Genomic DNA, 20,904 nt, shown 5'->3' on the forward strand with positions numbered 1-20,904 from the left:
CACGCCCCGCCCCCCCTCCCCGCGGCGGGCAGGCGGTCCGGGGCATAGCCGTGGCGACCCGCCCCGGCGGAAAGCCGGATGCTGGACTCGTTACACGGTCCCACCGCAATCGTTGCCTTGGCCGAAATCGGCGACAAGACGCAACTGCTCGCGCTGATTCTCGCCGCTCGCTTTCGCAAACCCTGGCCGATCATTGCCGGTATTGTCGCTGCGACCCTGGCCAACCACGCAGCAGCCGGTGCGGTAGGCGCCTGGTTCGGCAGCTTCTTCTCGAATGCAACGCTGCACTGGATCCTCGCCGCGAGCTTCACGGCCACGGCGCTGTGGACGCTGGTCCCGGACAAAATGGACGACGATGAAACCAGTACCGCACGCAAGTTCGGGCCTTTCCTGACCACGCTGATTGCGTTCTTCCTCGCCGAAATGGGCGACAAGACGCAGGTCGCGACAGTGATGCTCGCCGCGCAATACCCGGATCTGTGGCTGGTGATTCTCGGCACCACCGCCGGCATGTTGATTGCCAACGTGCCGGTGGTTCTGGCGGGTAATTTTGCCGCAGACAAACTGCCGCTGACCCTGATCCGTCGCCTCGCGGCTTCGGCGTTCATGATTCTGGCGATCGTTGCGGTGTACAAGGCAATGCAGAGCAGCGGGTGGGTTGGGTAACGCCCACTGCCGATACAAATTACCTATCAATAAAATGCGGTCGATAGCTGTCAGAATTGACAGCTATCGTCACCGTATTAACGGGCATACATTCATGAATTCTGATCTCACTGCACTTCACAAGGATCGTAATCATGACTACGCCCAAGCATTACTCCAAGTTAACCGCGTCCGGCATCATCATTCCCTACACGCCTTTCAGCCACTCTTGTGTGTACACGGCGACCGTGGATAAAACTGATCCGAAACGGGTGCATTTCCTGCTGACAGGGCGCACCGAGAACGGCCTGAAAGAACTGGAATATCTTGATGGAAGAGCCGATTTGCTCGTGCAAAACGTTGGCGGTTACAGCACTCGTGCCGCTCAATACGAGAGCGACTCATCCGACAGTTACTATTGGACGTTTCCTGCCGCAGGCACGCCGACCCACTTCACCATTTCAGACGGTGCGGGAAATCCGTTCAGGATCAACTTCACCAAAAAGGACGCTCGAGAATTCGAGTTTGAGTGCGAGTTCTTCCTCGTGTTCGGGAAAGATCATGACTACAACTCGCGCGGTAATTACATCTTCATCGATTATCTACTGCCCTCACCAGGCTCGGTGCTAAGAGACAACTTTGCCAATGCGCAGCCCGGCAAGTAAAACGGGTCAAGGCGCTCTCGCGGTGAGAGCGCCTTTTTTACTCAGGATTTCGGGGCCTGTTCGTACAGCGGCATGACTTTCGGGATCGCCGCCTGCAACGAGGCAATCCGGCTGGCCGAGGCTGGGTGAGTGCTCATGAACTCCGGCGGTGCACCTTCCGACGCCTTGCTCATCTTGTTCCACAAGGTGATCGCGGCGTTCGGGTTGTAGCCGGCGCGTGCGGCCAGCTCCAGACCAATAAGATCCGCTTCGTTTTCGTTGGCGCGGCTGTTCGGCAGGGTCATGCCGTAGTTGGCCACGGTGTCGGCCAGCGCCAGACTGTCCTGACCCAGACCCAGCAATGCACCCGCGCCCTGCTTGGCCATTTCAATCCCGTAGGCCTTGGACATCGCTTCACGACCGTGCTCGCGCAGGGCGTGGGCGATTTCATGGCCCATGACCGCAGCGATTTCATCGTCGGTCAGTTTCAGACTGTCGATCAGCCCGGTGTAGAAAATGATCTTGCCGCCAGGCCCACAGTTGGCATTGAGCTCATCGCTCTTGATCAGATTGACTTCCCACTGCCATTGCGCCGCATCCGGACGGAAATTCGGCGCCTGGGCGATCAAGCGATTGGCAATTGCCTGAACCCGTTTGGCCTCAGGACTGGTCTTGTCCAGCACACCCTTGCTGGAGGCTTCACCGACAGTCTTCTGATACGACTGGGCATACATCTGGTCGACCTCTTGCGAGGACAGCATGCTGAACATGTACTGCTTGCGCTCCACACCCACGGCACCGCCGCTGGTGGTGTTGACCGACTGACAACCGGCCAGCAACAGCGCTGCGCTCAGTGCACTTACAACCAATGTCTTGTTCATTCAAAAGCTCCCTGAAAACCTGCGCGTATCCTAGGCGGGTAATTGTATCGACGCCAGATACAACGGACGTGCTGCAACGACTTTCAGACGTTTCCCACCAGAGCTGTCGTAAAAAATTCACAGCGACTGCCAAGTCCCGTGCTACTGCGTCGCGCACAGATCCATTTGCGACATCGGCATGTAATTGCACCGGCTCGCACTCATGGCCCAATGCCGCCTGCCGATACATCAGCGCAGACGTCCTCTCGCGTGCGGAGCTCCCATGAAGTTCAAGTCGATCCAGTTTTCCGTTGCCGCCCTCGCCGGCGCCATCGTCCTTAGCGTGGTGGCCGCGCTGGTGCTGTACGCGCTGTTTTCCGGTGCGCGCACGCAAGAGATGGTGCAGCAGCGCACCCAGGCGCAATTCGAGCAAGTCATCGAGCAGCGCCTGACTTCGCTGGCACAAACCCAGGTCAGCCAGATCCAGCGCGAACTCGAAGCGCCGCTGTTGATTGCCGGCGGGCTGGTACGGGTCAACGCCCTGCTCGGCACGCCGGGCGCCGATGGCCAGCCGCGCCTGAGCGTCAGCCGCGAGCAGTTGATCAGCCTGATCAAAGAGAACGTCGAAAAGAACCCGAAGATTCTCGGCACCTACATCGGCTGGGAAAAAAACGCGCTGGACCACAATGACGCGGCTTACGTCGGCACCAGCGTGGTTGGCATCGATGCCGCCAACGGGCGCTTTCTGCCGTGGTGGTTCCGCAATGACGACGGCACCCTCGGCCTGGACAAACTGGTCGACGTCGACGACCAGAAAACCCTGTCCACCGGCGTGCGCGCCAGCGAGTACTACCTGTGTTCGAAAGAGAGTAAAAAATCCTGCGTGATCGATCCGGCGCCCTACAAGGTCGGCGACAAGATCGTCATGCTCGCCTCCTTTATTGAACCGATCATGCTCAATGGCACGTTCCAAGGCATCGTCGGCGCCGACCTGTCGGTAAACTTCATTCAGGAAATGCTCCTCGCAGCCAACCAGAAACTCTACAGCGGCGCCGGGCAAATGGCCCTGATCGGCGGCAATGGCCGGATCGTTGCCTACACCAAGGACCCGAGCAAATTCGGCGAGAAAGTCAGCGACATCCTCGATGCCGAACAGACGGCCAACATGGCCAATCTCAAACGCGGCGAAGTCACCTATTCCGTCAACAAGGACAAAGGCCGTATCGAGCTGTACCTGCCGTTCGGCATCGGCCAGACCGACGCGCGCTGGACGCTGATGCTGCAACTGCCGCTCAACGCGGTGATGGCCGATCTGCAAAAACTGCAGGGTGATCTCGATGCCCAACGCAAGTCCGACACCTTCGGCATGGCCATGGTCGGTCTGCTCATCGCCGGCATTGGTTTGCTGGTGATCTGGCTGGTCGGCCACGGCATTGCCCGGCCGCTGAAGCAGATGGTCGCGATGCTCAATGACATCGCTCAAGGTGAGGGTGATCTGACCCGCCGCCTGAGCAGTGATCGCAGCGATGAACTGGGCTCGATCGCCAAGGGCTTCAACACCTTTCTCGCCAAGTTGCAGGCGATGATCACGCAAGTGGTGACGTCAGTGCAGAGCGTCAGCGATTCTTCGGAACACACCGCCGACATCGCCATTCGCACCAACATCGGCATCCAGAAACAAATGACCGAGATCGATCAGGTTGCAACAGCGGTGCAGGAAATGACCGCCACCGCCCAGGACGTTGCGCGCAATGCGACGCAGGCGGCGCAAGCGGCCAGCCATGCCGATCAGGCGGCCAGTCAGGGCATGCAGATCGTCCGCGATACATCGAACTCGATCGGCGTACTCGCGCTGGAAATCGGCAAGGCTGTAGGTGTGGTGCAGACGCTGGCCAAGGACAGCGAGAACATCAACGCGATCCTCACGGCGATACGCGGGATTGCCGAGCAGACCAACCTGCTGGCGCTGAACGCGGCGATCGAAGCGGCCCGCGCGGGCGAGCAGGGTCGTGGTTTTGCCGTGGTGGCGGACGAGGTGCGCAATCTGGCGCAGAAGACCCAGAAGGCTACCGAAGAAATCCAGACCATGATCCAGCAACTGCAACAGGGCACTCGCGACGTGGTGCGGGTCATGGAAGACAGTCAGAACCGTACCGACGAAAGCGTGCAGCACGCGGCGAAAGCGGCCGAGGCGCTGGAGACGATTACCCAGGCGGTGTCGGTGATCAACGACATGAACACGCAGATTGCCAGTGCGGCGGAGGAACAGAGTGCGGTGGCCGATGACATTAACCGCAACGTGATCAACATTGGTCAGGTGGCGAACGAAGTGGCGGGCGGTGCGGATGAGTCGAGCTCGGCGAGTGCCGATTTGACCAAGTTGGCGGAGCAGCAGCGGCGGTTGATCAATCAGTTCAAGGTTTAAGGTCAAGACACCCTCACCCTAACCCTCTCCCAGAGGGAGAGGGGACTGACCGAGTTGTCTCCCGTCATACATCGACCTGAAAGAAACCAGTCGATTATGGATTCAAAGCAGAGCGTTCAAGTCGGTGTATTACTTCAATATCCCCCAATCAGTCCCCTCTCCCTACGGGCGGTCCGACGTTTCGGGAGGGCTAGGGTGAGGGGCTTTTGATCTAAATGCTTTAGCCCGGGGTCAGGCACTCGGGGCCATTGAGCTTGGGATCATTGATCAGGTTCGCCAGCACTCGCTCGCGTAATGCGACCGGTTCGCTGGCGAGCAAGCCTTGCAGCACATGCAACGGTGTCTCCGGATCAAGCCATGCCGCCTGCCCTGCCTCATCAAGAATCAACGGCCGGCGCTGACTCGATGCCGCCTGCGTGATCACCGCCGTACTCAACCAGACCTGCTCCTGCACCGGGTAAGCCTCCCAGATCGCCGCGAAGAACAGCGATGAGCCCTCGCCCGGCGTCAGCCAGAACGGGCGCTTGCGCTGGGTTCCGCGCCATTCGTAAAAACCATTCGCCGGTAGCAGGCAGCGACGCTGACGCAGCGCCTCACGGAACATCGGCTGCTCGGCCACGGTTTCCGCGCGGGCATGCGCCGGAGTCTTCGACAGATCGGTCAGCCACGGCGGCGTCAGCCCCCAACGGGCGCGGGCCAGCGTGCGTGCACCGGCTTCACCGGCACGCAGCATCAACACCGAATCATTGGGGGAAATGTTCCACTGCGCCTGCTGATCGGCGGGAAAACCTGGCAGGGCCGCGAAATCGCGGTTCCAGCGAAACAGGGCATAACGTCCACACATGGGGCAACACGACTCTGAAGTAAAACGAAGCTCAGCCTAACAGACCAGCGTCCCCGGAAAGCTCTCCGGTTCATCGCCGGGCAGCGGCAGCGCGGCATTGTACGCGGTGATCAACTCGCGGGCGTACTCGGCCTGGTCATTCTCGACCGACAAGCCCAACAGGCCGAAGATCGGCAGCTCACCGGTACCGCCAAGCAAATCGCGGCCCACCAGGTGCGCCTCGATACCTTCGCTGGCGAGCATGCCCTTGAGCATTTCGCCTTCCATCAGGTTTTCCGGATCGTAGATTCGCTGCATGGGCGCGCCTCACTCGTTTTCGCTGAAGACTTCCAGAAACCAATCCTCGCCATGGACCTGCAATACAAACGTGACCGGCCGACAACACACCTGACAATCTTCGATATAGGTCTGATCGCCACCGGACAGGTCCACTGACGTCTCGACCATTTCCCCACAATAAGGACATTCGTATTCAGCGGCTTCCAGCATCGCGGTCTCCCAAGTGACTTGTGCGTATAATCGCCGGTCTATTTGCAGGGCTATTTTTGTCTGGCTACCTTTTTCAGACCGTGCCCCGTTGGTTTTCGATCAAAACCTTTACTTACCCTAGCCGTTTCCAACAAGAGAGCATGATGGGCGAATTCGATGCCATCCGACCTTACGACGACAGCGAAGTACCTGTGGTACTGGCAAGACTGCTCGCCGACAAGGCGTTTCTAGATATCCTCACCCACTTCCGCGTCCCGCGTTTTGCCGGTGCCTTCGGCTGGATGCTCAAACCACTTATAGCCCATCGGCTGCGTCGTGAGTTCGCCGACGTGACCTCGGTGGCGACGTTGCAGGACAAGGTCGAGTCCTACGTCGACCACACCATCGAGCGCGCCACCGACGGCGTGACCTACACCGGTGTCGAGCAATTCAAGTCGGGCAGCGCCTATCTGTTCATCGCCAACCACCGCGATATCGTCATGGACCCGGCCTTCGTCAACTACGCCGTGTACCACGCCGGCCTGCCGACGCCGCGCATCGCGATCGGCGACAACCTGCTGCAAAAGCCGTTTGTCAGCGATCTGATGCGCTTGAACAAGAGTTTCATCGTTCACCGCTCGATCACCGGCCGCCGCGAAAAAATGGCCGCGTATCAGCTGCTGTCGGCGTACATCAACCACTCGATCCGCAATGATTGCGCGTCGATCTGGATCGCTCAGGCCGAAGGCCGCGCGAAGGATGGCGATGACCGCACCGAGTCGGCGATCCTCAAGATGTTCCACATGAGCCGCAAGGACGAGCCGTTCGGCGAAGTCATTCGTTCGCTGAACGTCACCCCGGTGTCGATCAGCTACGAATACGACCCGTGCGACCAGGCCAAGGCCCGCGAGCTGTACATCCGCGCCACCACCGGCACTTACGCGAAAGCGCCGGGCGAGGATGACGTGAGCATTGCCAAGGGCATCACCGGCTACAAGGGCCGCGTGCACGTCAACTTCGCCGCGCCGATCAGCGAGCTGTTCGAGGACACCAAGCAATTGGCGGTCGAGATGGACAAGCAGATTCTGGGCGGTTACCGGTTATTCCCGGTGCATTACCTGGCGTACGCACAGTGGGCCGATGCGGATGCGCAATTGAATGTGCCGAAAGCTGCCGAGGTGTTTGCGGCGGATGAGCTGGCCAAGGCGCAGGAAGAGTGGCAGAGTCGGCTGGACGCGTGCCCGGTAGAGCATCGTCCGTATCTGGTCCTGCAATATGCGACGCCGGTGCGTAATCAGTACCGGGTGAAGGCTGGGTTGCCGCTGTAAAACAACGGCAAGATCAAAAGATCGCAGCCTGCGGCAGCTCCTACAGTGGATTCATGTAGGAGCTGCCGAAGGCTGCGATCTTTTGCTTTTAGTAACGCGTGCTGATCCACGAGACGATCAGGGCCAGAGCGAGGCAGGCAAACCCGAAACGATAGAAAAACCGGTTCATGCGCAACGTCGCCCAATCGAGGATCGGCTCGGCATTCGGTTGCGCTTGGCGCTGTGCGGCGATACTGGCCATCGCCCGCTGTTCACGGCGGCGGGTCGCGTGCAGCAGCCAACTGCCGGGAAACGCCAACAGCAGCGCCAGCAGGTTGATCAATTTGGCGGGATGGGCGGTAAACAGCGTCATCAAGTGCAGCGACATCACAGACCTCTATCTAAACCGGTGTGGCAGGCGCCAGACCGACGACCGCGGCGCGGATTCTACCGAAACCTGACTGCCCTGCCCCAGCCTTTGCGACAAATTACCTGACATTCGACCGATGGCTGCCCTGTGTCACGGCTTCGTCATGTGGATGCAGCACCATGCGCGCCTCGAAACGCACATGGAACGCGACATGCTTCACGCTGAAAACCAGGATCGCCTGTACCTCATCACCCCTTACGACGAGCAACAAAGCCTCGTCGGCAGCCTCGCCTTCAATGTTCAGGATCGCCACTGGCTGGTGTATTGCGCCCTCGGCGGGCATCAGCATGCGGATTTGCCCGAGACGGATTTGCTGACGGGCGTTAGCGTGCTTGACTTTTACTCTCAGGCGGCCTGAATAAGCAAAAACACCCTCACCCTAGCCCTCTCCCAGAGGGAGAGGGGACTGACCGAGGTGTTTGGTCGAAGTACATCGACCTGAAAGTCCGAGGTGAATGTAGATTTCAAGAACAACACAAATCGGCTCCCTTCCCCCTCTACCCCCTGGGGGAGAGGGTTGGGGTTGAGGGGGATCGATCTCCCGTACAACACAAATCCCAACCCTGACACCCACAAAAAAGCCCGGAACCATCACTGATCCCGGGCTTTTTCACATCCGCCGACAGCTTACTCAGCCAGAACCTGACCCACAGTCGGATCCTTGAACAGACGCGTCAACGCATCACTCAACACGTCGCTCACAAGCTTGGTATTGGTTTCCTGGTTCGGCGCCATGCCGAAACGCTGGTCCAGCGACGCGCCATAACGGCCGCTATAACGGCGGTTGGCGTTCTGCACGTCGGAGCGGAAGGTCGCGCCGATGGTCGCTTCGGTGACGTACATGCCTTCTTTCGGCGACTGGTACTTCAGTTCGGCGAGGGTCACGGTCAGTTGCGGAGCGTTTGGCGCGTTGTTGGTCGGGGTGAAACCGAGCAGACGCACGGCGGCTTCAGCCTGCGCCTGCAACTTCGGCAGGATCTGCTCGCGCTGCACGGTGATGGCGCTGGTTTCCGGGTACAGACCGCCACGGGTGCCGAGGGTTGGCGACGGACGACCGTCGACCACACGCACCACCACCGGCTGGCCACGACCGACCGGCGCCAGTTGGGTGGTCAGCTTCGGCTCCGGACTCAGTTGTTGCGGGCTGTGGGCGCAGCCGGCCAGGGTCAAACCGGCCACAGTGATCAAACCGAACAACAGGCGTTGCAACATGCTCTTCTCTCCAGAATCAGGCACAAACAGGCCGGCAGTATAGCGGTGGGCCACTGCGGGTCACCAGCGTCACGCGGTGAATACTGCAATGTCTGACCCAGCCGCGTCAGGCCGGTTCCTGTCATGCATCCGTCACCCCACGGACATGTTCACGTCACGGCCTGCTGGCAACCTGCAAATCAGTCCTCCAACAAGGTACTCGCCATGCGTTATCTGATCTCGTTGTTTGCGCCACGCCCGCTGCATCGCAGCTTTGCCCTGCTCGACCGTAACGGCCATTGCCAGGCATTCAAGCAGTGCAGCCTGCAGCCAATGGGCGACGGCTGGGTGGAAATCGAAGAAATCCGCCTCAACTGGTTGCACCAGCCACTGCCCGCCAGCGCCCGCGTCATAGCGTCGCAGCCCCGCGCACGGGTGCAGGCGATGTTGAGCATCTGACCGGATGCCTAATAAAAGTCATTAAACACGAGCAACTGCCCGCATTTCTTCGATACAATCTCCCCCCGATTATAAGGACGTCTCCTGATCGGGCCCCGCAACAGCGTCAATGCGCTTGCATCGACATCAAAATCGCCCACAGAGAGCCGCCCACACAGATCGAGTGAAGTTGGCGCGCTTGCCTGTTCTTCCGGCAAAAACCCGCTTTTCGCGAATCTGCAGAGCTGTCATCAGGCTCGGCCACCGCGTTGTTTTGCCCTTGCGGGCACGGTGCCAGGCTCCGACAGCCCTTTTTGAGGTTCACGTCTTCAAAAGAGCGTGAAAAAAACGGGTTTTCACAACTTCACAAGAGTGTGGCGAGCAAATGAATAGTTTTGCGTCTGAACATGCACCATTAGCGTCTGAAACAGCCCAACGACACAGGACCGGGTATACCTCGAATATCGGAGCCTGAAGCCTGTCCGCTACGGATTTGGTTGCACAAAAACGGATGTCTCGACCATAAGTCGAATTGCCAGCTGCGTGCTGAAATGAGTTCATGGAGCTCTTGAAAGCCAAGCCGCATACATCCGTCGAAGTTGCGAAAAATTGCGAAGATTCGGACATGGCGAACCTGACCACGGATAGCCCGGACATCAATGACCTGTCCCGGAACGCCTGGCAGCCATGCCGACAATTTGGTGCTGCAGATTTTGGAGACGCGTTAAATGGCGCATAACGAAGCAGTCGACGTAGTACTGGTTGGGGCCGGCATCATGAGTGCCACCCTTGCCGTACTGCTCAAAGAGCTCGACCCCGCGATCAAGCTGGAAGTCGTCGAGCTGATGGATTCCGGTGCTGCGGAGAGTTCCAACCCGTGGAACAACGCCGGTACCGGTCACGCTGGCCTGTGCGAGTTGAACTACACGCCGCAAGCCGCCGATGGCACCGTCGACATCAAGAAAGCCGTGCACATCAACACCCAGTTCGAGGTGTCGAAGCAGTTCTGGTCGTACCTGACCAAGAAAGGCACGTTCGGCTCGTGCAAATCCTTCATCAGCCCGGTGCCGCACCTGAGTTTCGTCCAGGGCGACTCAGGCGTGTCCTTCCTCAAGGATCGCTTTGATGTGCTGCACAAGCATCACGCCTTCGCCGACATGGAATACACCGAAGACAAGGCCAAAATGGCCGAGTGGATGCCGCTGATGATGCCGGGCCGCTCGCCGGACGAAGTCCTCGCCGCAACCCGCGTGATGAACGGCACCGACGTCAACTTCGGCGCCCTGACCAATCAGTTGCTCAAGCACCTGACCAGCGCACCCGACACCCAGGTCAAATACTGCAAGCGCGTCACCGGCCTCAAGCGTAACGGCAACGGCTGGACCGTCAGCATCAAGGACGTCAACAGCGGCAGCACTCGTGAAGTCGACGCCAAGTTCGTCTTCCTCGGCGCGGGCGGCGCGGCGCTGCCGTTGTTGCAGGCTTCGGGTATCGAAGAAAGCAAAGGCTTCGGCGGCTTCCCGATCAGCGGCCAGTGGCTGCGTTGCGACAACCCGGAAGTGGTCAAACTGCACCAGGCCAAGGTTTACAGCCAGGCCGCCGTGGGTTCGCCACCGATGTCGGTGCCGCACCTCGACACCCGCGTTGTCGACGGCAAGAAATCCCTGCTGTTCGGGCCATACGCCGGTTTCACCACCAAGTTCCTCAAGCACGGCTCCTTCATGGACCTGCCGCTGTCGGTTCGCGCCGGCAACATCGGGCCGATGCTGGCGGTAGCGAAAAACAATATGGACCTGACCAAATACCTGGTCAGCGAAGTGATGCAATCGATGGAACAGCGTCTGGATTCCCTGCGTCGTTTCTACCCTGAGGCGAAAGCCGAAGACTGGCGCCTGGAAGTGGCCGGCCAACGGGTGCAGATCATCAAGAAAGACCCGAAAAAGGGCGGCATCCTGCAATTCGGTACCGAACTGGTGTCGGCCAAGGACGGCTCCCTCGCCGCCCTGCTCGGTGCTTCGCCAGGCGCGTCGGTGACCGTTTCGATCATGCTGGAACTGATCGAGAAATGCTTCCCGGCCAAGGCCAAGGGTGAATGGGCTGGCAAACTGGCGGAGATCTTCCCGGCCCGTGAAAAGGTTCTGGAAACCGATGCTGCGCTGTATCGCAAGATCAACACGCAGAACAACATCGCGCTGGAGCTGGTTGAAGAAAGCAGCGAGACCCCAAGCTACGCTTGATCACGCCGCATAAAAAACGCCCCGTACTCAGTGAGTGCGGGGCGTTTTTTATGGCCAGGTAAAACCAATACCGCTGGCTCACCTACCTTTGTGGCGAGGGGATTTATCTCCGCTGGGCTGCGAAGCGGCCCCAAAACCTGCTGATAAGGTGTGTCAGGCAAACCGCACTCACTGATTTTGCGACTGCTGCGCAGCCGAACGGGGATAAATCCCCTCGCCACAGTTATTGGGGATACCTCAGGTACGGGACTTTGCGATCAGCTCGATGTATTCCGGGGCATTGCGCTGATCGGCGATCAGCTCAACGAAAGTCTTGCCCTGCTCGTCCTTGCCATCAACGTCATAACCCGCCTCGACGAAGAAGCCCAGAAAGCGCTCGAAGTCATCGATGCGCAAGCCACGGTAAGCCTTGATCAGTTTGTGCAGCGACGGCGAAGTGGCGTCGACCGGCTCAAAATCGAGGAACAGCTTGATCTGCTCATCGCCGATCTCGTCACCAATCACTTGTTTCTTATCTTTACGCATTGCCGACTCCAGCTCGCAGACATGACACGGGGCGGGCAGTTTACCCCTGCCCGACGGCCAGGCTCAACGCGAACGCGTACTGCCGGTGTGCAAATCGGCCCAGATGTGGCCGTTGGCGTAACTGAGGAACTGTACATACACGCTGTCGTTGCGCAGCAAGTCGATGACCACGCGGTATTGGGCCAGTGGATAAAACAGCGTCAGGGTTTTGCTCTTGTCGTCGTAGATCGGCTTTTTCAGGCTTTTGCTTTCGCCGTCGAAATTGACCAGCACTTGAGTAATGGTCGCGCCTTTGTTCAGGGACTTGCCCTTGAGGCGGATCAGCAGCGGCGAGGTGACCGGAATCGGTTGCTGATTGGACTGGCGTTGCGCGCCCACCACAACGGAATAGTCGGTGACTTGCATGAGTTGCTGCTGCTCAGGCTCGGCATCGCGCAGGGTCAGATCGTCCGGCGGCAGGAACTGGCTGTGCATCGGCGCGGCGGAAAGGGGCAGGCAGAAGATCAAGGAAAACGCGGCGAGGCTGCGGATAATGAGGCGCATGACAGGCTCCGGAAGGCGGGGCCGAGCACTCTAGCATGGGATTAAAAGCAAAAGATCGCAGCGTTCCGCAGCTCCTGCAGGGTTTACAGCATTCCCATGTAGGAGCTGCCGAAGGCTGCGATCTTTTGATCTTGCTTACATGCCTTTAACGGCAAAGATCCCGTTGGCGTTGCGCCAGTAGCCTTTGTAATCCATGCCGTAACCGAAGATGTAACGGTCGATGCACGGCAGGCCGACGAAATCGGCTTTCAGGTCAGGACGCGCCTTGCGGTCGTGATCCTTATCGATCAGCACGGCGGTGTGCACTTTGCGCGCGCCAGCGTGTTTGCAGAAGTCGATGATCGCGCCGAGGGTGTGACCTTCATCGAGGATGTCGTCGATGATCAGCACGTCGCGGTCGATGAACGAGACTTCCGGCTTGGCTTTCCAGAACAGGTCGCCGCCGCTGGTTTCGTTGCGATAACGGGTCGCGTGCAGGTAAGACGCTTCCAGCGGGAATTGCAGATGCGTCAGCAGCTTGCCGGAGAAGATCAGGCCGCCGTTCATCACGCAGAACACCACCGGGTTGCTGTCAGCCAGTTGTTCGTTGATTTGTGCACCGACGCGGGCGATGGCGGCCTCGACTTCAGATTCGGTGTACAGGCAGTCAGCCTCTCGCATGATTTGACGGATATGCTCGAGATCAGCGGACATGGCGCTCTCCAGGGGGTTCGATTTCGGAAAAGCGGGCAAAGGTACGCATCCCGCGAGGTCGAATCAAGCATTTGTGGACTAACGTACAGAATGTCCTATAGGACATCACCCTCGGATAGATTAATCTAGGCCGGTTTTTTTGCCCGCCGCCGGAGTTTTTTCATGCCCATCCTCGAGATCCGCCATCCGCTGATCCGCCATAAACTCGGCCTGATGCGCCGCGCTGACATCAGCACCAAGAATTTCCGTGAGCTTGCTCAGGAAGTCGGCGCCCTGTTGACCTATGAAGCTACAAAAGATTTGCCGCTGGAATCCTACGATATTCAAGGCTGGTGCGGCACCGTGTCGGTCGAGAAGATCGCCGGCAAGAAGATCACCGTCGTGCCGATCCTGCGCGCCGGCATCGGCATGCTCGAAGGCGTGTTGAGCCTGATCCCGGGTGCCAAGGTTTCCGCTGTGGGTGTCGCCCGCAATGAAGAAACCCTGCAAGCGCACACCTATCTGGAAAAACTGGTTCCGGAAATCGACGAACGGTTGGCGATGATCATCGACCCGATGCTCGCCACCGGCAGCTCGATGGTTGCGACCATTGACCTGCTGAAGAAAGCCGGTTGCAAGGACATCCGCGCGATGGTGCTGGTTGCCGCGCCGGAAGGCATTGCAGCAGTGGAAAAAGCTCACCCGGACGTGACCATCTACACCGCGTCCATCGATGAGCGCTTGAACGAGCACGGCTACATCATTCCTGGACTTGGCGACGCCGGTGACAAGATCTTCGGCACCAAGCAGAAGGACGCGTAACCATGCAGCAAGAGTTCAACGATCCGCTCTGGCGCACGGTGCTGTCCGGCGCCCAGATGCTGTTCGTGGCTTTCGGCGCTTTGGTGCTGATGCCGCTGATCACGGGCCTGGACCCGAACGTGGCACTGTTTACCGCAGGTCTAGGGACGATTCTGTTCCAGATCGTCACCGGGCGTCAGGTGCCGGTGTTTCTGGCGTCGAGCTTCGCTTTCATCACCCCGATCATTCTCGCCAAGGGCCAGTTCGGCCTCGCCGCGACCATGGGCGGTGTGATGGCGGCCGGTTTCGTCTACACCTTCCTGGGCCTTGCCGTGAAGATCAAAGGCACGGGCTTCATCGACCGTTTGCTGCCGCCGGTGGTGATTGGTCCGGTGATCATTTCCATCGGTCTGGCCATGGCGCCGATTGCTGCGAATATGGCGATGGGCAAGGCTGGCGACGGTTCTGAACTGATCCACTACCAGACCGCCATGCTGATCTCGATGCCGGCGCTGCTGACCACGTTGATCGTCGCGGTGTTCGGCAAAGGCATCTTCCGTCTGGTGCCGATCATTTCCGGTGTGCTGGTCGGTTTTGGTATGGCGTTCTATTTCGGCGTGGTCGACACCGCGAAGATTGCCGCCGCGCCATGGTTTGCGATTCCGCATTTCACCGCGCCGGAATTCAACTGGCAGGCGATCCTGTTCATCGTTCCGGTGGCGCTGGCTCCGGCCATTGAACACATCGGTGGCGTGATTGCCGTGGGTAGCGTGACCGGTCGCGATTACCTGAAAAAACCAGGCCTGCATCGCACCCTGCTCGGTGACGGCATTGCCACCACCGCCGCCGGCCTGTTCGGCGGCCCGCCAAACACCACCTACGCCGAAGTGACTGGCGCAGTGATGCTGACCAAGAACTACAATCCGAAAATCATGACCTGGGCGGCGGTCTTCGCCATCACCCTGGCGTTCATCGGCAAGTTCGGCGCACTGCTGCAAAGCATTCCGGTGCCGGTGATGGGCGGGATTCTGTGCCTGTTGTTCGGTTCGATTGCGGCGGTGGGCATGAACACCCTGATCCGCCACAAGATCGATCTGGGCGAGGCGCGCAATCTGGTGATTGTCTCGGTGACATTGGTGTTCGGGATTGGCGGTGTGCTGGTCGGTACCGGTACTGGTCCGGACGACTTCGGCCTCAAAGGCATCGCATTGTGCGCGGTGGTGGCAATTGCGCTGAACCTGATCCTGCCGGGCAATGACGGCTGGAAGAACAAGAAGGCGGATGAGCCGCTGATCTAAACCCTTAGATCTGATCGTTCCCACGCTCTGCGTGGGAATGCAGCCCGTGACGCTCCGCGTCACTGGACGCGGAGCGTCCCTAGAGGCATTCCCACGCAGAGCGTGGGAACGATCATGTGGGAGCGGGCTTGCTCGCGAAGCTTCTGGCTCTTAGAGGGCCAGCGGCGCTCGTTCGCACAGCGTTGCCAACGCCTTCGCCCATTGCCGGTCGTCATTCAGGCATGGCACCAGCACCAACTCCTCGCCCCCCGCTTCGCGGAACTGCTCCTTGCCGCGATCGCCAATCTCTTCCAGCGTCTCGATGCAATCGGCGACAAACGCCGGGCACATCACCAGCAGCTTCTTCACGCCGCTTTTACCCAGCTCATCCAGCCGCGCTTCGGTGTACGGTTCGATCCATTTCGCCCGGCCCAACCGCGACTGAAACGACACCGACCACTTGCCGTCCGGCAGGCCCATGCGCTCAGCGAACAGCGCTGCGGTACGCAGGCATTGCGCGCGGTAACAGGTGGCCATTACCGCCGGTGAAGCGTTCTTGCAGCAGTCGTCATTCTTGAAACAATGATTACCCGTCGGGTCGAGCTTGGTCAGGTGCCGTTCCGGCAACCCGTGGAAACTCAACAGCAAGTGATCGTAATCCTGCTGCAAGTGCGGTCTGGCGCTTGCAACCAGCGCGTCGAGATACTCCGGCTGATCGTAGAACGGTTGCAGCACCGACAACTGCACATTGAGCTTCTTCTCGCGGATCACTCGCTTGGCTTCTTCGATCACCGTGGTCGTGGTGCTGTCGGCGAACTGTGGATACAGCGGCGCCAGCGTGATGCGCTTGTGTCCCGCGGCCACCAGCTTGAGCAAACAGGTTTCAATCGACGGCTCGCCGTAACGCATGGCCAGTTCCACCGGGCCCTGAGTCCACTGCGCGTGCATCTGCTGTTGCAGGCGACGGCTGAGCACCACCAGTGGCGAGCCCTCCTCCCACCAGATCGACGCGTAGGCGTGGGCCGACTGTTCCGGACGCTTGATCAGGATCAGCGATACCAGCAGACGCCGCACCGGCCATGGCAGGTCGATCACGTACGGGTCCATCAGAAATTGATTGAGGTAGCTGCGCACATCGGCCACAGAGGTTGAGGCCGGGGAACCCAGGTTGACCAGAAGCAAGGCGTGATCGGTCATGCAACGTCCTATTTCAGAGGCGGCTGGAGAGATCATCCAGGGCCGCGCGTAAATCCGTGAACTGGAAAGTGAAACCCGCTTCCAGCAAGCGTTCCGGCAAAGCCTTCTGGCCGCCGAGCAACAACAAAGACATCTCGCCGAGGCCGACCTTCAGGGCCAGGGTCGGCATCGGCATGAACGCCGGGCGGTGCAGCACGCTGCCCAGCGTCTTGGCAAATTCGCGATTGCGCACAGGTTTTGGCGCGCACGCATTATAAGGACCACTGGCCTGATCGCGGTGCAGAAGAAAATCAATCAGGGCGATTTGATCGTTGATATGAATCCACGGCATCCACTGCCGACCATTGCCCAAAGGCCCGCCGAGCCCGAGCTTGAACGGCAGCAGTAACCGCGACAAAAAGCCGCCCTCGGCCGACAGCACCAGCCCGGTGCGCACCAGCACCACACGGATGCCCTGCGCTTCGGCGCGCAGCGCGGTTTCTTCCCAGGCGATGCACAACTGACTGGCGAAGTCGTCGATCACCGGCGGCGAGTCTTCCGTCAGTTCGCGCTCGCCACCATCGCCGTACCAGCCGATCGCCGATCCGGAAATCAGCAACGCCGGTTTTTGCGCGCGGGTTTCCAGCCACGCCAGCAAGGTTTCCGTGAGCTTGATCCGACTGCTCCACAGCAACGCTTTGCGTCGATGGGTCCACGGCCGGTCGGCAATCGGTGCGCCAGCAAGATTGATGATCGCGTCCACGGGTTCCTCGCCGAGGTCTTCGAGATGCGCAATGCCACGCACTTGCGCACAGCAGATTTTCGCGACTTTTTCCGCTTTGCGACTCCACACGGTCAGGCGGTGCCCCTGCCCTGACCAGTGCCGGCAAAGCTGACGTCCGATCAAACCAGTACCGCCGGTCAGCAATATGTGCATGACATCTTCCTCGCGTGGCGTTTTACCCTGATCACTAGTCTATTTTTATAAACAGGGATCTTTTCTAACGGGCAGGCTCTATTGTTTAACCATAGGCCAAGCTGTCAGAACGAGAACGCTAGAAGTTATACCAAAAAACAAAATTGTACAGGTTTCATCCACGGCGTAGTCTGTACAGAAAGGTAAACGAGGCCCCTATGACTGTACCTATCGCAATCATCGGCACCGGCATCGCCGGGCTCTCCGCCGCCCAGGCTCTGACAGAGACCGGGCATACCGTGCAACTGTTCGATAAAAGCCGCGGCAGCGGCGGGCGCATGTCGAGCAAGCGCAGCGACGCCGGCTCGCTGGACATGGGCGCGCAATACTTCACCGCCCGTGACCGCCGCTTCGTCACTGAAGTGCAGCGCTGGCAAAGTCAGGGCTGGGTCGCCGAGTGGACGCCGCAGCTCTACACCTATCAGGGCGGACAACTGAACCTGTCGCCGGACGAGCAGACCCGTTGGGTTGGCGCGCCGCGTATGAGCGCCATCACCCGTGGCTTGCTTGACGGTCTGGAAGTGCACTTCGCTTGCCGCATTACTGAAGTTTTTCGCGGTGAAGAGCACTGGCATCTGCAGGACGCCGAAGGCTTCACCCACGGTCCGTTCAGTCATGTGGTAATTGCCACGCCAGCACCGCAAGCCACGGCATTGCTGGCCGCCGCACCGAAACTCGCCGGTGCCGCCGCCGGGGTGAAAATGGACCCGACCTGGGCCGTCGCCCTCGCTTTCGATACACCACTGGACACGCCGATTGAAGGCTGCTTCGTGCAGGACAGCCCGCTCGACTGGCTGGCGCGCAACCGCAGCAAACCCGGGCGCGACAACACGCTCGACACGTGGGTGCTACATGCCACCAGCGCGTGGAGCCGGCAACACATCGACCTGTCCAAGGAAGCGGTGATCGAACAACTGCACGGGGCTTTCGCCGAGCTGCTGCACAGCGCCATGCCCGCTCCGACCTTCAGCCTCGCGCATCGTTGGCTCTACGCGCGGCCGGCGATTGGCCACGAATGGGGCACGCTGGCCGATGCCGATCTGGGCTTGTATGCCTGCGGCGACTGGTGCCTGTCAGGACGTGTCGAAGGTGCCTGGCTGAGTGGCCAGGAAGCTGCGCGACGCTTGAACGAACACCTGCAGTGAACCGCATCAATCCGCGTAAATTGCTGCTGTCGAAATGGACAGCAGCTCACCCGCAGAATCGTGAAAAGCATTTTCTGGTCACCGAGCTGTTCCGTGATGAGGACGGCACGGTGCTGGAAGTTGAATTGCAGGCGGTGCTGACCAAGCGCGCCGAACGCCTCGATTGGCAGACTCTGCAAAACAGCACTCACTGGAAAATCGGCTGGCTCATGTAGGAGCTGCCGAAGGCTGCGATCTTTTGATCCTGTTTTTAAAAACAACATCAAAAGATCGCAGCCTTCGGCAGCCCCCTACAGAAACTTGTACAAACAATTTGACTTGTACACCTTTGAATCTATGCTAACCCAATGTTGTACAGAGATTGCTCTCTGTACAGGTTTAGATTCGAGGTGCTTATGTCCGTCCTTTCCCCGGCCAAACCGAAAATCGCCATCAGCGCCTGCCTGCTGGGTGCCGAGGTGCGCTTCAACGGTGGGCACAAGGAATCGCGCCTGTGCAGCCGCACCCTTACTGAATATTTCGATTTCACTCCGGTCTGCCCGGAGGTCGCCATCGGCCTGGGCATTCCCCGCGAGCCGATCCGCCTCGTCGGTGATCCAGATCATCCTGAAGCCATCGGCACGGTGAATCCAGCGATCAACGTCACCCGGCCACTGGCCGAGTACGGCGAGAAAATGGCCGCCGAACTCGATGACATCTGCGGCTACATCTTCATGCAGCAATCGCCGTCCTGCGGTCTGGAACGGGTCAAGGTCTATCACGCCAACGGCGCTCCGGTGAATGGCGGCGGACGCGGCATCTACGCCGAAGCCTTCTGTGCGCAACACCCGGACCTGCCGGTGGAAGAAGCCGGGCGTATCAACGATCCGGTACTGCGCGAAAACTTCATCACCCGCGTGTTCGCCTACAGCGCCTGGCAGCAAGTGCTCGGCGAAGGCCTGAGCCGTCGCGCGCTGACCGAATTCCACTCGCGCTACAAATACCTGCTGATGGCCCACAACCCGCTGCAATACAAAGCACTGGGCAAACTGCTGGGCAATATGGCGCACACCGATCCAGCCGAACTCGGCCCGCGCTACTTCAGCGAACTGATGGCGGCGCTGAAAAAATGCGCCACGCGCGGCACGCACTGCAACGTGTTGCTGCACATCAGCGGATATCTGAAACAGGTCATCAGCGCCGCAGACAAACAGGAAATGGTTCACGTCATCGACCAGTACCGTCAGGGCATCGTGCCGCTGGTGGTGCCGTTGACGCTGCTCAAGCATCACTTTCGCCAACATCCCGATCCGTATATCGCGCAACAGGTTTACCTGCAACCGCACCCGGAAAACCTCAGCCTGCGAAACGCCATCTGATGAACGACAAACCCGACTCCAGCGCCCAGGAAGACCTCGGCGCCGATTTCAAGAAAGCCCTCGACGAAGGCTGGCTGCCGATCCGCGAAGTCGCGCGGCAGACCGGCGTCAACGCGATCACATTGCGTGCGTGGGAGCGCCGTTACGGGCTGATCGTGCCGCAACGCACGCCCAAGGGCCATCGACTCTACAGCGCCGAACATGTGCAACGGGTTCTGGCGATCCTGACCTGGCTCAACCGTGGCGTCGCGGTCAGTCAGGTCAAGCCGCTGCTCGACACCCCGCATGCTTTCAGCGAATCGGTGGAAAACGATTGGCAACGCCTGCGCCAGACCTTGCTGGCGGCCGTTACCCAACTCAATGAACGTGCGCTCGACGACAGCGTCAATCAGGCCATGGCGCTCTACCCGCCGCGCACCCTGTGTGAACAATTGCTGATGCCGCTGCTGGCTGATCTCGAACAGCGCTGGCAGGGCCAGTTCGGTGCGCAGATGGAACGCACGTTCTTTTTTTCCTGGTTACGCAGCAAATTCGGCGCCCGCATCTACCATAACAATCGTCAGTTACACACCGCGCCCTTGCTGTTGATCAATCAATCCGACCTGCCACTGGAACCTCATCTGTGGCTGTGCGCGTGGCTGATCAGCAGCGCCGATTGCCCGGTGCAAGTGTTTGACTGGCCTATACCGGCCGGTGAATTGGCGCTGACCGTCGAACACCTGCAAGCCCGTGGCGTACTGCTGTATTCCAGCAAAGCCATGAACCTTGCGCACTTGCCCAAGCTACTGAACGGAGTCAGTTGCACAAAAATGCTGGTCGGACCAACGGTATGCATCCACCACGCCGAGTTGTCCGTAAGAACTTCCGAGATCGCTGATTTGTACCTGGCTGAAGATCCGCTTTCGGCGCACCAGGCACTCGTTCAGCGTGGGCTGATTTAAT

Annotated in this window: 24 protein-coding genes and 1 pseudogene; 14 read left to right on the forward strand and 11 right to left on the reverse strand. The window is 59.5% G+C overall.

Annotated features, from left to right (window positions below):
- Positions 1-78: 78 nt before the first annotated feature.
- Both ACIPZE_RS24045 and ACIPZE_RS24050 read left to right on the forward strand, forming a co-directional pair.
- Complete coding sequence (locus tag ACIPZE_RS24045) at positions 79-666, forward strand: TMEM165/GDT1 family protein (protein ID WP_400775715.1); 588 nt, start codon at positions 79-81, stop codon at positions 664-666.
- Between the two features lie 134 nt (positions 667-800).
- Positions 801-1,310: a hypothetical protein gene (locus ACIPZE_RS24050; protein ID WP_283439421.1), complete on the forward strand. Its 510-nt coding sequence runs from the start codon at positions 801-803 to the stop codon at positions 1,308-1,310.
- Positions 1,311-1,351: 41 nt separating this feature from the next.
- Here ACIPZE_RS24050 and ACIPZE_RS24055 read toward each other — a convergent pair whose 3' ends face one another.
- The gene (locus tag ACIPZE_RS24055) at positions 1,352-2,170 is read right to left on the reverse strand and encodes a M48 family metallopeptidase (RefSeq protein ID WP_175553232.1); all 819 of its coding nucleotides are present in this window, start codon (positions 2,168-2,170) and stop codon (positions 1,352-1,354) included.
- A 1,351-nt stretch (positions 2,171-3,521) separates the two neighbouring features.
- On the opposite strand from ACIPZE_RS24055, the pseudogene ACIPZE_RS24060 reads away from it, so the two are divergent.
- Positions 3,522-3,719, forward strand: a pseudogene (locus ACIPZE_RS24060) (HAMP domain-containing protein); the annotation flags it as partial.
- A gap of 111 nt (positions 3,720-3,830) precedes the next feature.
- Positions 3,831-4,574, forward strand: coding sequence for a methyl-accepting chemotaxis protein (locus tag ACIPZE_RS24065; RefSeq protein WP_400775764.1), 744 nt, complete (start codon positions 3,831-3,833; stop codon positions 4,572-4,574).
- Between the two features lie 220 nt (positions 4,575-4,794).
- On the opposite strand, the gene ACIPZE_RS24070 is transcribed toward ACIPZE_RS24065, so the two are convergent.
- Genes ACIPZE_RS24070 through ACIPZE_RS24080 form a run of 3 tightly spaced genes read right to left on the reverse strand, consistent with a single transcriptional unit; the run spans position 4,795 to position 5,907 of the window.
- Positions 4,795-5,418 carry an SOS response-associated peptidase gene (locus ACIPZE_RS24070; RefSeq protein WP_400775718.1) on the reverse strand — a complete coding sequence of 208 codons (624 nt, stop codon included), beginning with the start codon at positions 5,416-5,418 and terminating at the stop codon, positions 4,795-4,797.
- Between the two features lie 36 nt (positions 5,419-5,454).
- Positions 5,455-5,715, reverse strand: coding sequence for a putative signal transducing protein (locus tag ACIPZE_RS24075; RefSeq protein WP_129395463.1), 261 nt, complete (start codon positions 5,713-5,715; stop codon positions 5,455-5,457).
- Positions 5,716-5,724: 9 nt separating this feature from the next.
- Positions 5,725-5,907, reverse strand: coding sequence for a CPXCG motif-containing cysteine-rich protein (locus ACIPZE_RS24080; protein WP_283439425.1), 183 nt, complete (start codon positions 5,905-5,907; stop codon positions 5,725-5,727).
- A 143-nt stretch (positions 5,908-6,050) separates the two neighbouring features.
- Between ACIPZE_RS24080 and ACIPZE_RS24085 the strand changes: the two genes are divergently transcribed.
- Positions 6,051-7,214 (forward strand): 1-acyl-sn-glycerol-3-phosphate acyltransferase, encoded by a 1,164-nt coding sequence (locus ACIPZE_RS24085; RefSeq protein WP_400775722.1) that lies wholly within the window; start codon positions 6,051-6,053, stop codon positions 7,212-7,214.
- 88 nt (positions 7,215-7,302) lie between these two features.
- Here ACIPZE_RS24085 and ACIPZE_RS24090 read toward each other — a convergent pair whose 3' ends face one another.
- On the reverse strand, positions 7,303-7,581 hold the full coding sequence (locus ACIPZE_RS24090) for a hypothetical protein (RefSeq protein WP_034154337.1): 279 nt from the start codon (positions 7,579-7,581) through the stop codon (positions 7,303-7,305).
- Positions 7,582-7,774: 193 nt separating this feature from the next.
- Here ACIPZE_RS24090 and ACIPZE_RS24095 point away from each other — a divergent pair, with 193 nt between their 5' ends.
- Entirely contained in the window at positions 7,775-7,981 is a 207-nt protein-coding gene (locus ACIPZE_RS24095; protein ID WP_008083982.1) for a hypothetical protein, read from the forward strand.
- A gap of 269 nt (positions 7,982-8,250) precedes the next feature.
- On the opposite strand, the gene ACIPZE_RS24100 is transcribed toward ACIPZE_RS24095, so the two are convergent.
- Complete coding sequence (locus ACIPZE_RS24100) at positions 8,251-8,835, reverse strand: YajG family lipoprotein (protein ID WP_034154336.1); 585 nt, start codon at positions 8,833-8,835, stop codon at positions 8,251-8,253.
- A gap of 204 nt (positions 8,836-9,039) precedes the next feature.
- Between ACIPZE_RS24100 and ACIPZE_RS24105 the strand changes: the two genes are divergently transcribed.
- Positions 9,040-9,273, forward strand: a complete 234-nt coding sequence (locus tag ACIPZE_RS24105) for a hypothetical protein (protein WP_007912834.1) — start codon at positions 9,040-9,042, stop codon at positions 9,271-9,273.
- 707 nt (positions 9,274-9,980) lie between these two features.
- On the forward strand, positions 9,981-11,489 hold the full coding sequence (mqo, locus tag ACIPZE_RS24110) for a malate dehydrogenase (quinone) (protein ID WP_129395467.1): 1,509 nt from the start codon (positions 9,981-9,983) through the stop codon (positions 11,487-11,489).
- A gap of 237 nt (positions 11,490-11,726) precedes the next feature.
- Here the strand turns inward: mqo and ACIPZE_RS24115 are convergent, their stop codons facing one another.
- The 3 genes from ACIPZE_RS24115 to ACIPZE_RS24125 form a co-directional block, all read right to left on the reverse strand.
- Complete coding sequence (locus ACIPZE_RS24115) at positions 11,727-12,014, reverse strand: PA4642 family protein (RefSeq protein ID WP_283439426.1); 288 nt, start codon at positions 12,012-12,014, stop codon at positions 11,727-11,729.
- Between the two features lie 63 nt (positions 12,015-12,077).
- The gene (locus ACIPZE_RS24120; RefSeq protein ID WP_400775727.1) at positions 12,078-12,557 is read right to left on the reverse strand and encodes a hypothetical protein; all 480 of its coding nucleotides are present in this window, start codon (positions 12,555-12,557) and stop codon (positions 12,078-12,080) included.
- A 135-nt stretch (positions 12,558-12,692) separates the two neighbouring features.
- Positions 12,693-13,250 carry a hypoxanthine-guanine phosphoribosyltransferase gene (locus tag ACIPZE_RS24125; RefSeq protein ID WP_016987197.1) on the reverse strand — a complete coding sequence of 186 codons (558 nt, stop codon included), beginning with the start codon at positions 13,248-13,250 and terminating at the stop codon, positions 12,693-12,695.
- Positions 13,251-13,412: 162 nt separating this feature from the next.
- Here ACIPZE_RS24125 and upp point away from each other — a divergent pair, with 162 nt between their 5' ends.
- Positions 13,413-14,051 carry a uracil phosphoribosyltransferase gene (gene upp / locus ACIPZE_RS24130; RefSeq protein ID WP_283439428.1) on the forward strand — a complete coding sequence of 213 codons (639 nt, stop codon included), beginning with the start codon at positions 13,413-13,415 and terminating at the stop codon, positions 14,049-14,051.
- 2 nt (positions 14,052-14,053) lie between these two features.
- Positions 14,054-15,328 carry a uracil-xanthine permease family protein gene (locus ACIPZE_RS24135; protein WP_283439429.1) on the forward strand — a complete coding sequence of 425 codons (1,275 nt, stop codon included), beginning with the start codon at positions 14,054-14,056 and terminating at the stop codon, positions 15,326-15,328.
- 150 nt (positions 15,329-15,478) lie between these two features.
- Here ACIPZE_RS24135 and hemH read toward each other — a convergent pair whose 3' ends face one another.
- Both hemH and ACIPZE_RS24145 read right to left on the reverse strand, forming a co-directional pair.
- The gene (hemH, locus tag ACIPZE_RS24140; protein ID WP_283439430.1) at positions 15,479-16,504 is read right to left on the reverse strand and encodes a ferrochelatase; all 1,026 of its coding nucleotides are present in this window, start codon (positions 16,502-16,504) and stop codon (positions 15,479-15,481) included.
- Between the two features lie 13 nt (positions 16,505-16,517).
- Positions 16,518-17,420, reverse strand: coding sequence for a TIGR01777 family oxidoreductase (locus tag ACIPZE_RS24145; RefSeq protein ID WP_400775732.1), 903 nt, complete (start codon positions 17,418-17,420; stop codon positions 16,518-16,520).
- 197 nt (positions 17,421-17,617) lie between these two features.
- On the opposite strand from ACIPZE_RS24145, the gene ACIPZE_RS24150 reads away from it, so the two are divergent.
- The 4 genes from ACIPZE_RS24150 to ACIPZE_RS24165 all read left to right on the forward strand — a co-directional run bounded on the left by ACIPZE_RS24150 (position 17,618) and on the right by ACIPZE_RS24165 (position 20,903).
- The gene (locus ACIPZE_RS24150) at positions 17,618-18,604 is read left to right on the forward strand and encodes an NAD(P)/FAD-dependent oxidoreductase (RefSeq protein ID WP_283439432.1); all 987 of its coding nucleotides are present in this window, start codon (positions 17,618-17,620) and stop codon (positions 18,602-18,604) included.
- The gene (locus ACIPZE_RS24155) at positions 18,601-18,819 is read left to right on the forward strand and encodes a TIGR02450 family Trp-rich protein (RefSeq protein WP_129395475.1); all 219 of its coding nucleotides are present in this window, start codon (positions 18,601-18,603) and stop codon (positions 18,817-18,819) included. Before ACIPZE_RS24150 ends, ACIPZE_RS24155 begins: the two co-directional genes overlap by 4 nt.
- A gap of 180 nt (positions 18,820-18,999) precedes the next feature.
- Positions 19,000-19,962, forward strand: coding sequence for a YbgA family protein (locus ACIPZE_RS24160; RefSeq protein ID WP_400775736.1), 963 nt, complete (start codon positions 19,000-19,002; stop codon positions 19,960-19,962).
- Complete coding sequence (locus ACIPZE_RS24165) at positions 19,962-20,903, forward strand: MerR family transcriptional regulator (RefSeq protein ID WP_283439434.1); 942 nt, start codon at positions 19,962-19,964, stop codon at positions 20,901-20,903. The genes ACIPZE_RS24160 and ACIPZE_RS24165 overlap by 1 nt, the downstream gene beginning before the upstream one ends.
- Position 20,904: the final 1 nt, after the last annotated feature.

It is taken from the genome of Pseudomonas sp. NPDC089741 (assembly GCF_044748825.1).
In the GTDB taxonomy this organism is placed as follows: domain Bacteria; phylum Pseudomonadota; class Gammaproteobacteria; order Pseudomonadales; family Pseudomonadaceae; genus Aquipseudomonas; species Aquipseudomonas helmanticensis.

Coding starts and splice junctions, on each gene's coding strand:
- ACIPZE_RS24045 (WP_400775715.1), top strand. CDS start 79: ATGCTGGACTCGTTACACGGTCCCACCGCAATCGTTGCCTTGGCCGAA.
- ACIPZE_RS24050 (WP_283439421.1), top strand. CDS start 801: ATGACTACGCCCAAGCATTACTCCAAGTTAACCGCGTCCGGCATCATC.
- ACIPZE_RS24055 (WP_175553232.1), bottom strand. CDS start 2,170: ATGAACAAGACATTGGTTGTAAGTGCACTGAGCGCAGCGCTGTTGCTG.
- ACIPZE_RS24065 (WP_400775764.1), top strand. CDS start 3,831: ATGACCGAGATCGATCAGGTTGCAACAGCGGTGCAGGAAATGACCGCC.
- ACIPZE_RS24070 (WP_400775718.1), bottom strand. CDS start 5,418: ATGTGTGGACGTTATGCCCTGTTTCGCTGGAACCGCGATTTCGCGGCC.
- ACIPZE_RS24075 (WP_129395463.1), bottom strand. CDS start 5,715: ATGCAGCGAATCTACGATCCGGAAAACCTGATGGAAGGCGAAATGCTC.
- ACIPZE_RS24080 (WP_283439425.1), bottom strand. CDS start 5,907: ATGCTGGAAGCCGCTGAATACGAATGTCCTTATTGTGGGGAAATGGTC.
- ACIPZE_RS24085 (WP_400775722.1), top strand. CDS start 6,051: ATGGGCGAATTCGATGCCATCCGACCTTACGACGACAGCGAAGTACCT.
- ACIPZE_RS24090 (WP_034154337.1), bottom strand. CDS start 7,581: ATGTCGCTGCACTTGATGACGCTGTTTACCGCCCATCCCGCCAAATTG.
- ACIPZE_RS24095 (WP_008083982.1), top strand. CDS start 7,775: ATGCTTCACGCTGAAAACCAGGATCGCCTGTACCTCATCACCCCTTAC.
- ACIPZE_RS24100 (WP_034154336.1), bottom strand. CDS start 8,835: ATGTTGCAACGCCTGTTGTTCGGTTTGATCACTGTGGCCGGTTTGACC.
- ACIPZE_RS24105 (WP_007912834.1), top strand. CDS start 9,040: ATGCGTTATCTGATCTCGTTGTTTGCGCCACGCCCGCTGCATCGCAGC.
- mqo (WP_129395467.1), top strand. CDS start 9,981: ATGGCGCATAACGAAGCAGTCGACGTAGTACTGGTTGGGGCCGGCATC.
- ACIPZE_RS24115 (WP_283439426.1), bottom strand. CDS start 12,014: ATGCGTAAAGATAAGAAACAAGTGATTGGTGACGAGATCGGCGATGAG.
- ACIPZE_RS24120 (WP_400775727.1), bottom strand. CDS start 12,557: ATGCGCCTCATTATCCGCAGCCTCGCCGCGTTTTCCTTGATCTTCTGC.
- ACIPZE_RS24125 (WP_016987197.1), bottom strand. CDS start 13,250: ATGTCCGCTGATCTCGAGCATATCCGTCAAATCATGCGAGAGGCTGAC.
- upp (WP_283439428.1), top strand. CDS start 13,413: ATGCCCATCCTCGAGATCCGCCATCCGCTGATCCGCCATAAACTCGGC.
- ACIPZE_RS24135 (WP_283439429.1), top strand. CDS start 14,054: ATGCAGCAAGAGTTCAACGATCCGCTCTGGCGCACGGTGCTGTCCGGC.
- hemH (WP_283439430.1), bottom strand. CDS start 16,504: ATGACCGATCACGCCTTGCTTCTGGTCAACCTGGGTTCCCCGGCCTCA.
- ACIPZE_RS24145 (WP_400775732.1), bottom strand. CDS start 17,420: ATGCACATATTGCTGACCGGCGGTACTGGTTTGATCGGACGTCAGCTT.
- ACIPZE_RS24150 (WP_283439432.1), top strand. CDS start 17,618: ATGACTGTACCTATCGCAATCATCGGCACCGGCATCGCCGGGCTCTCC.
- ACIPZE_RS24160 (WP_400775736.1), top strand. CDS start 19,000: ATGTCCGTCCTTTCCCCGGCCAAACCGAAAATCGCCATCAGCGCCTGC.
- ACIPZE_RS24165 (WP_283439434.1), top strand. CDS start 19,962: ATGAACGACAAACCCGACTCCAGCGCCCAGGAAGACCTCGGCGCCGAT.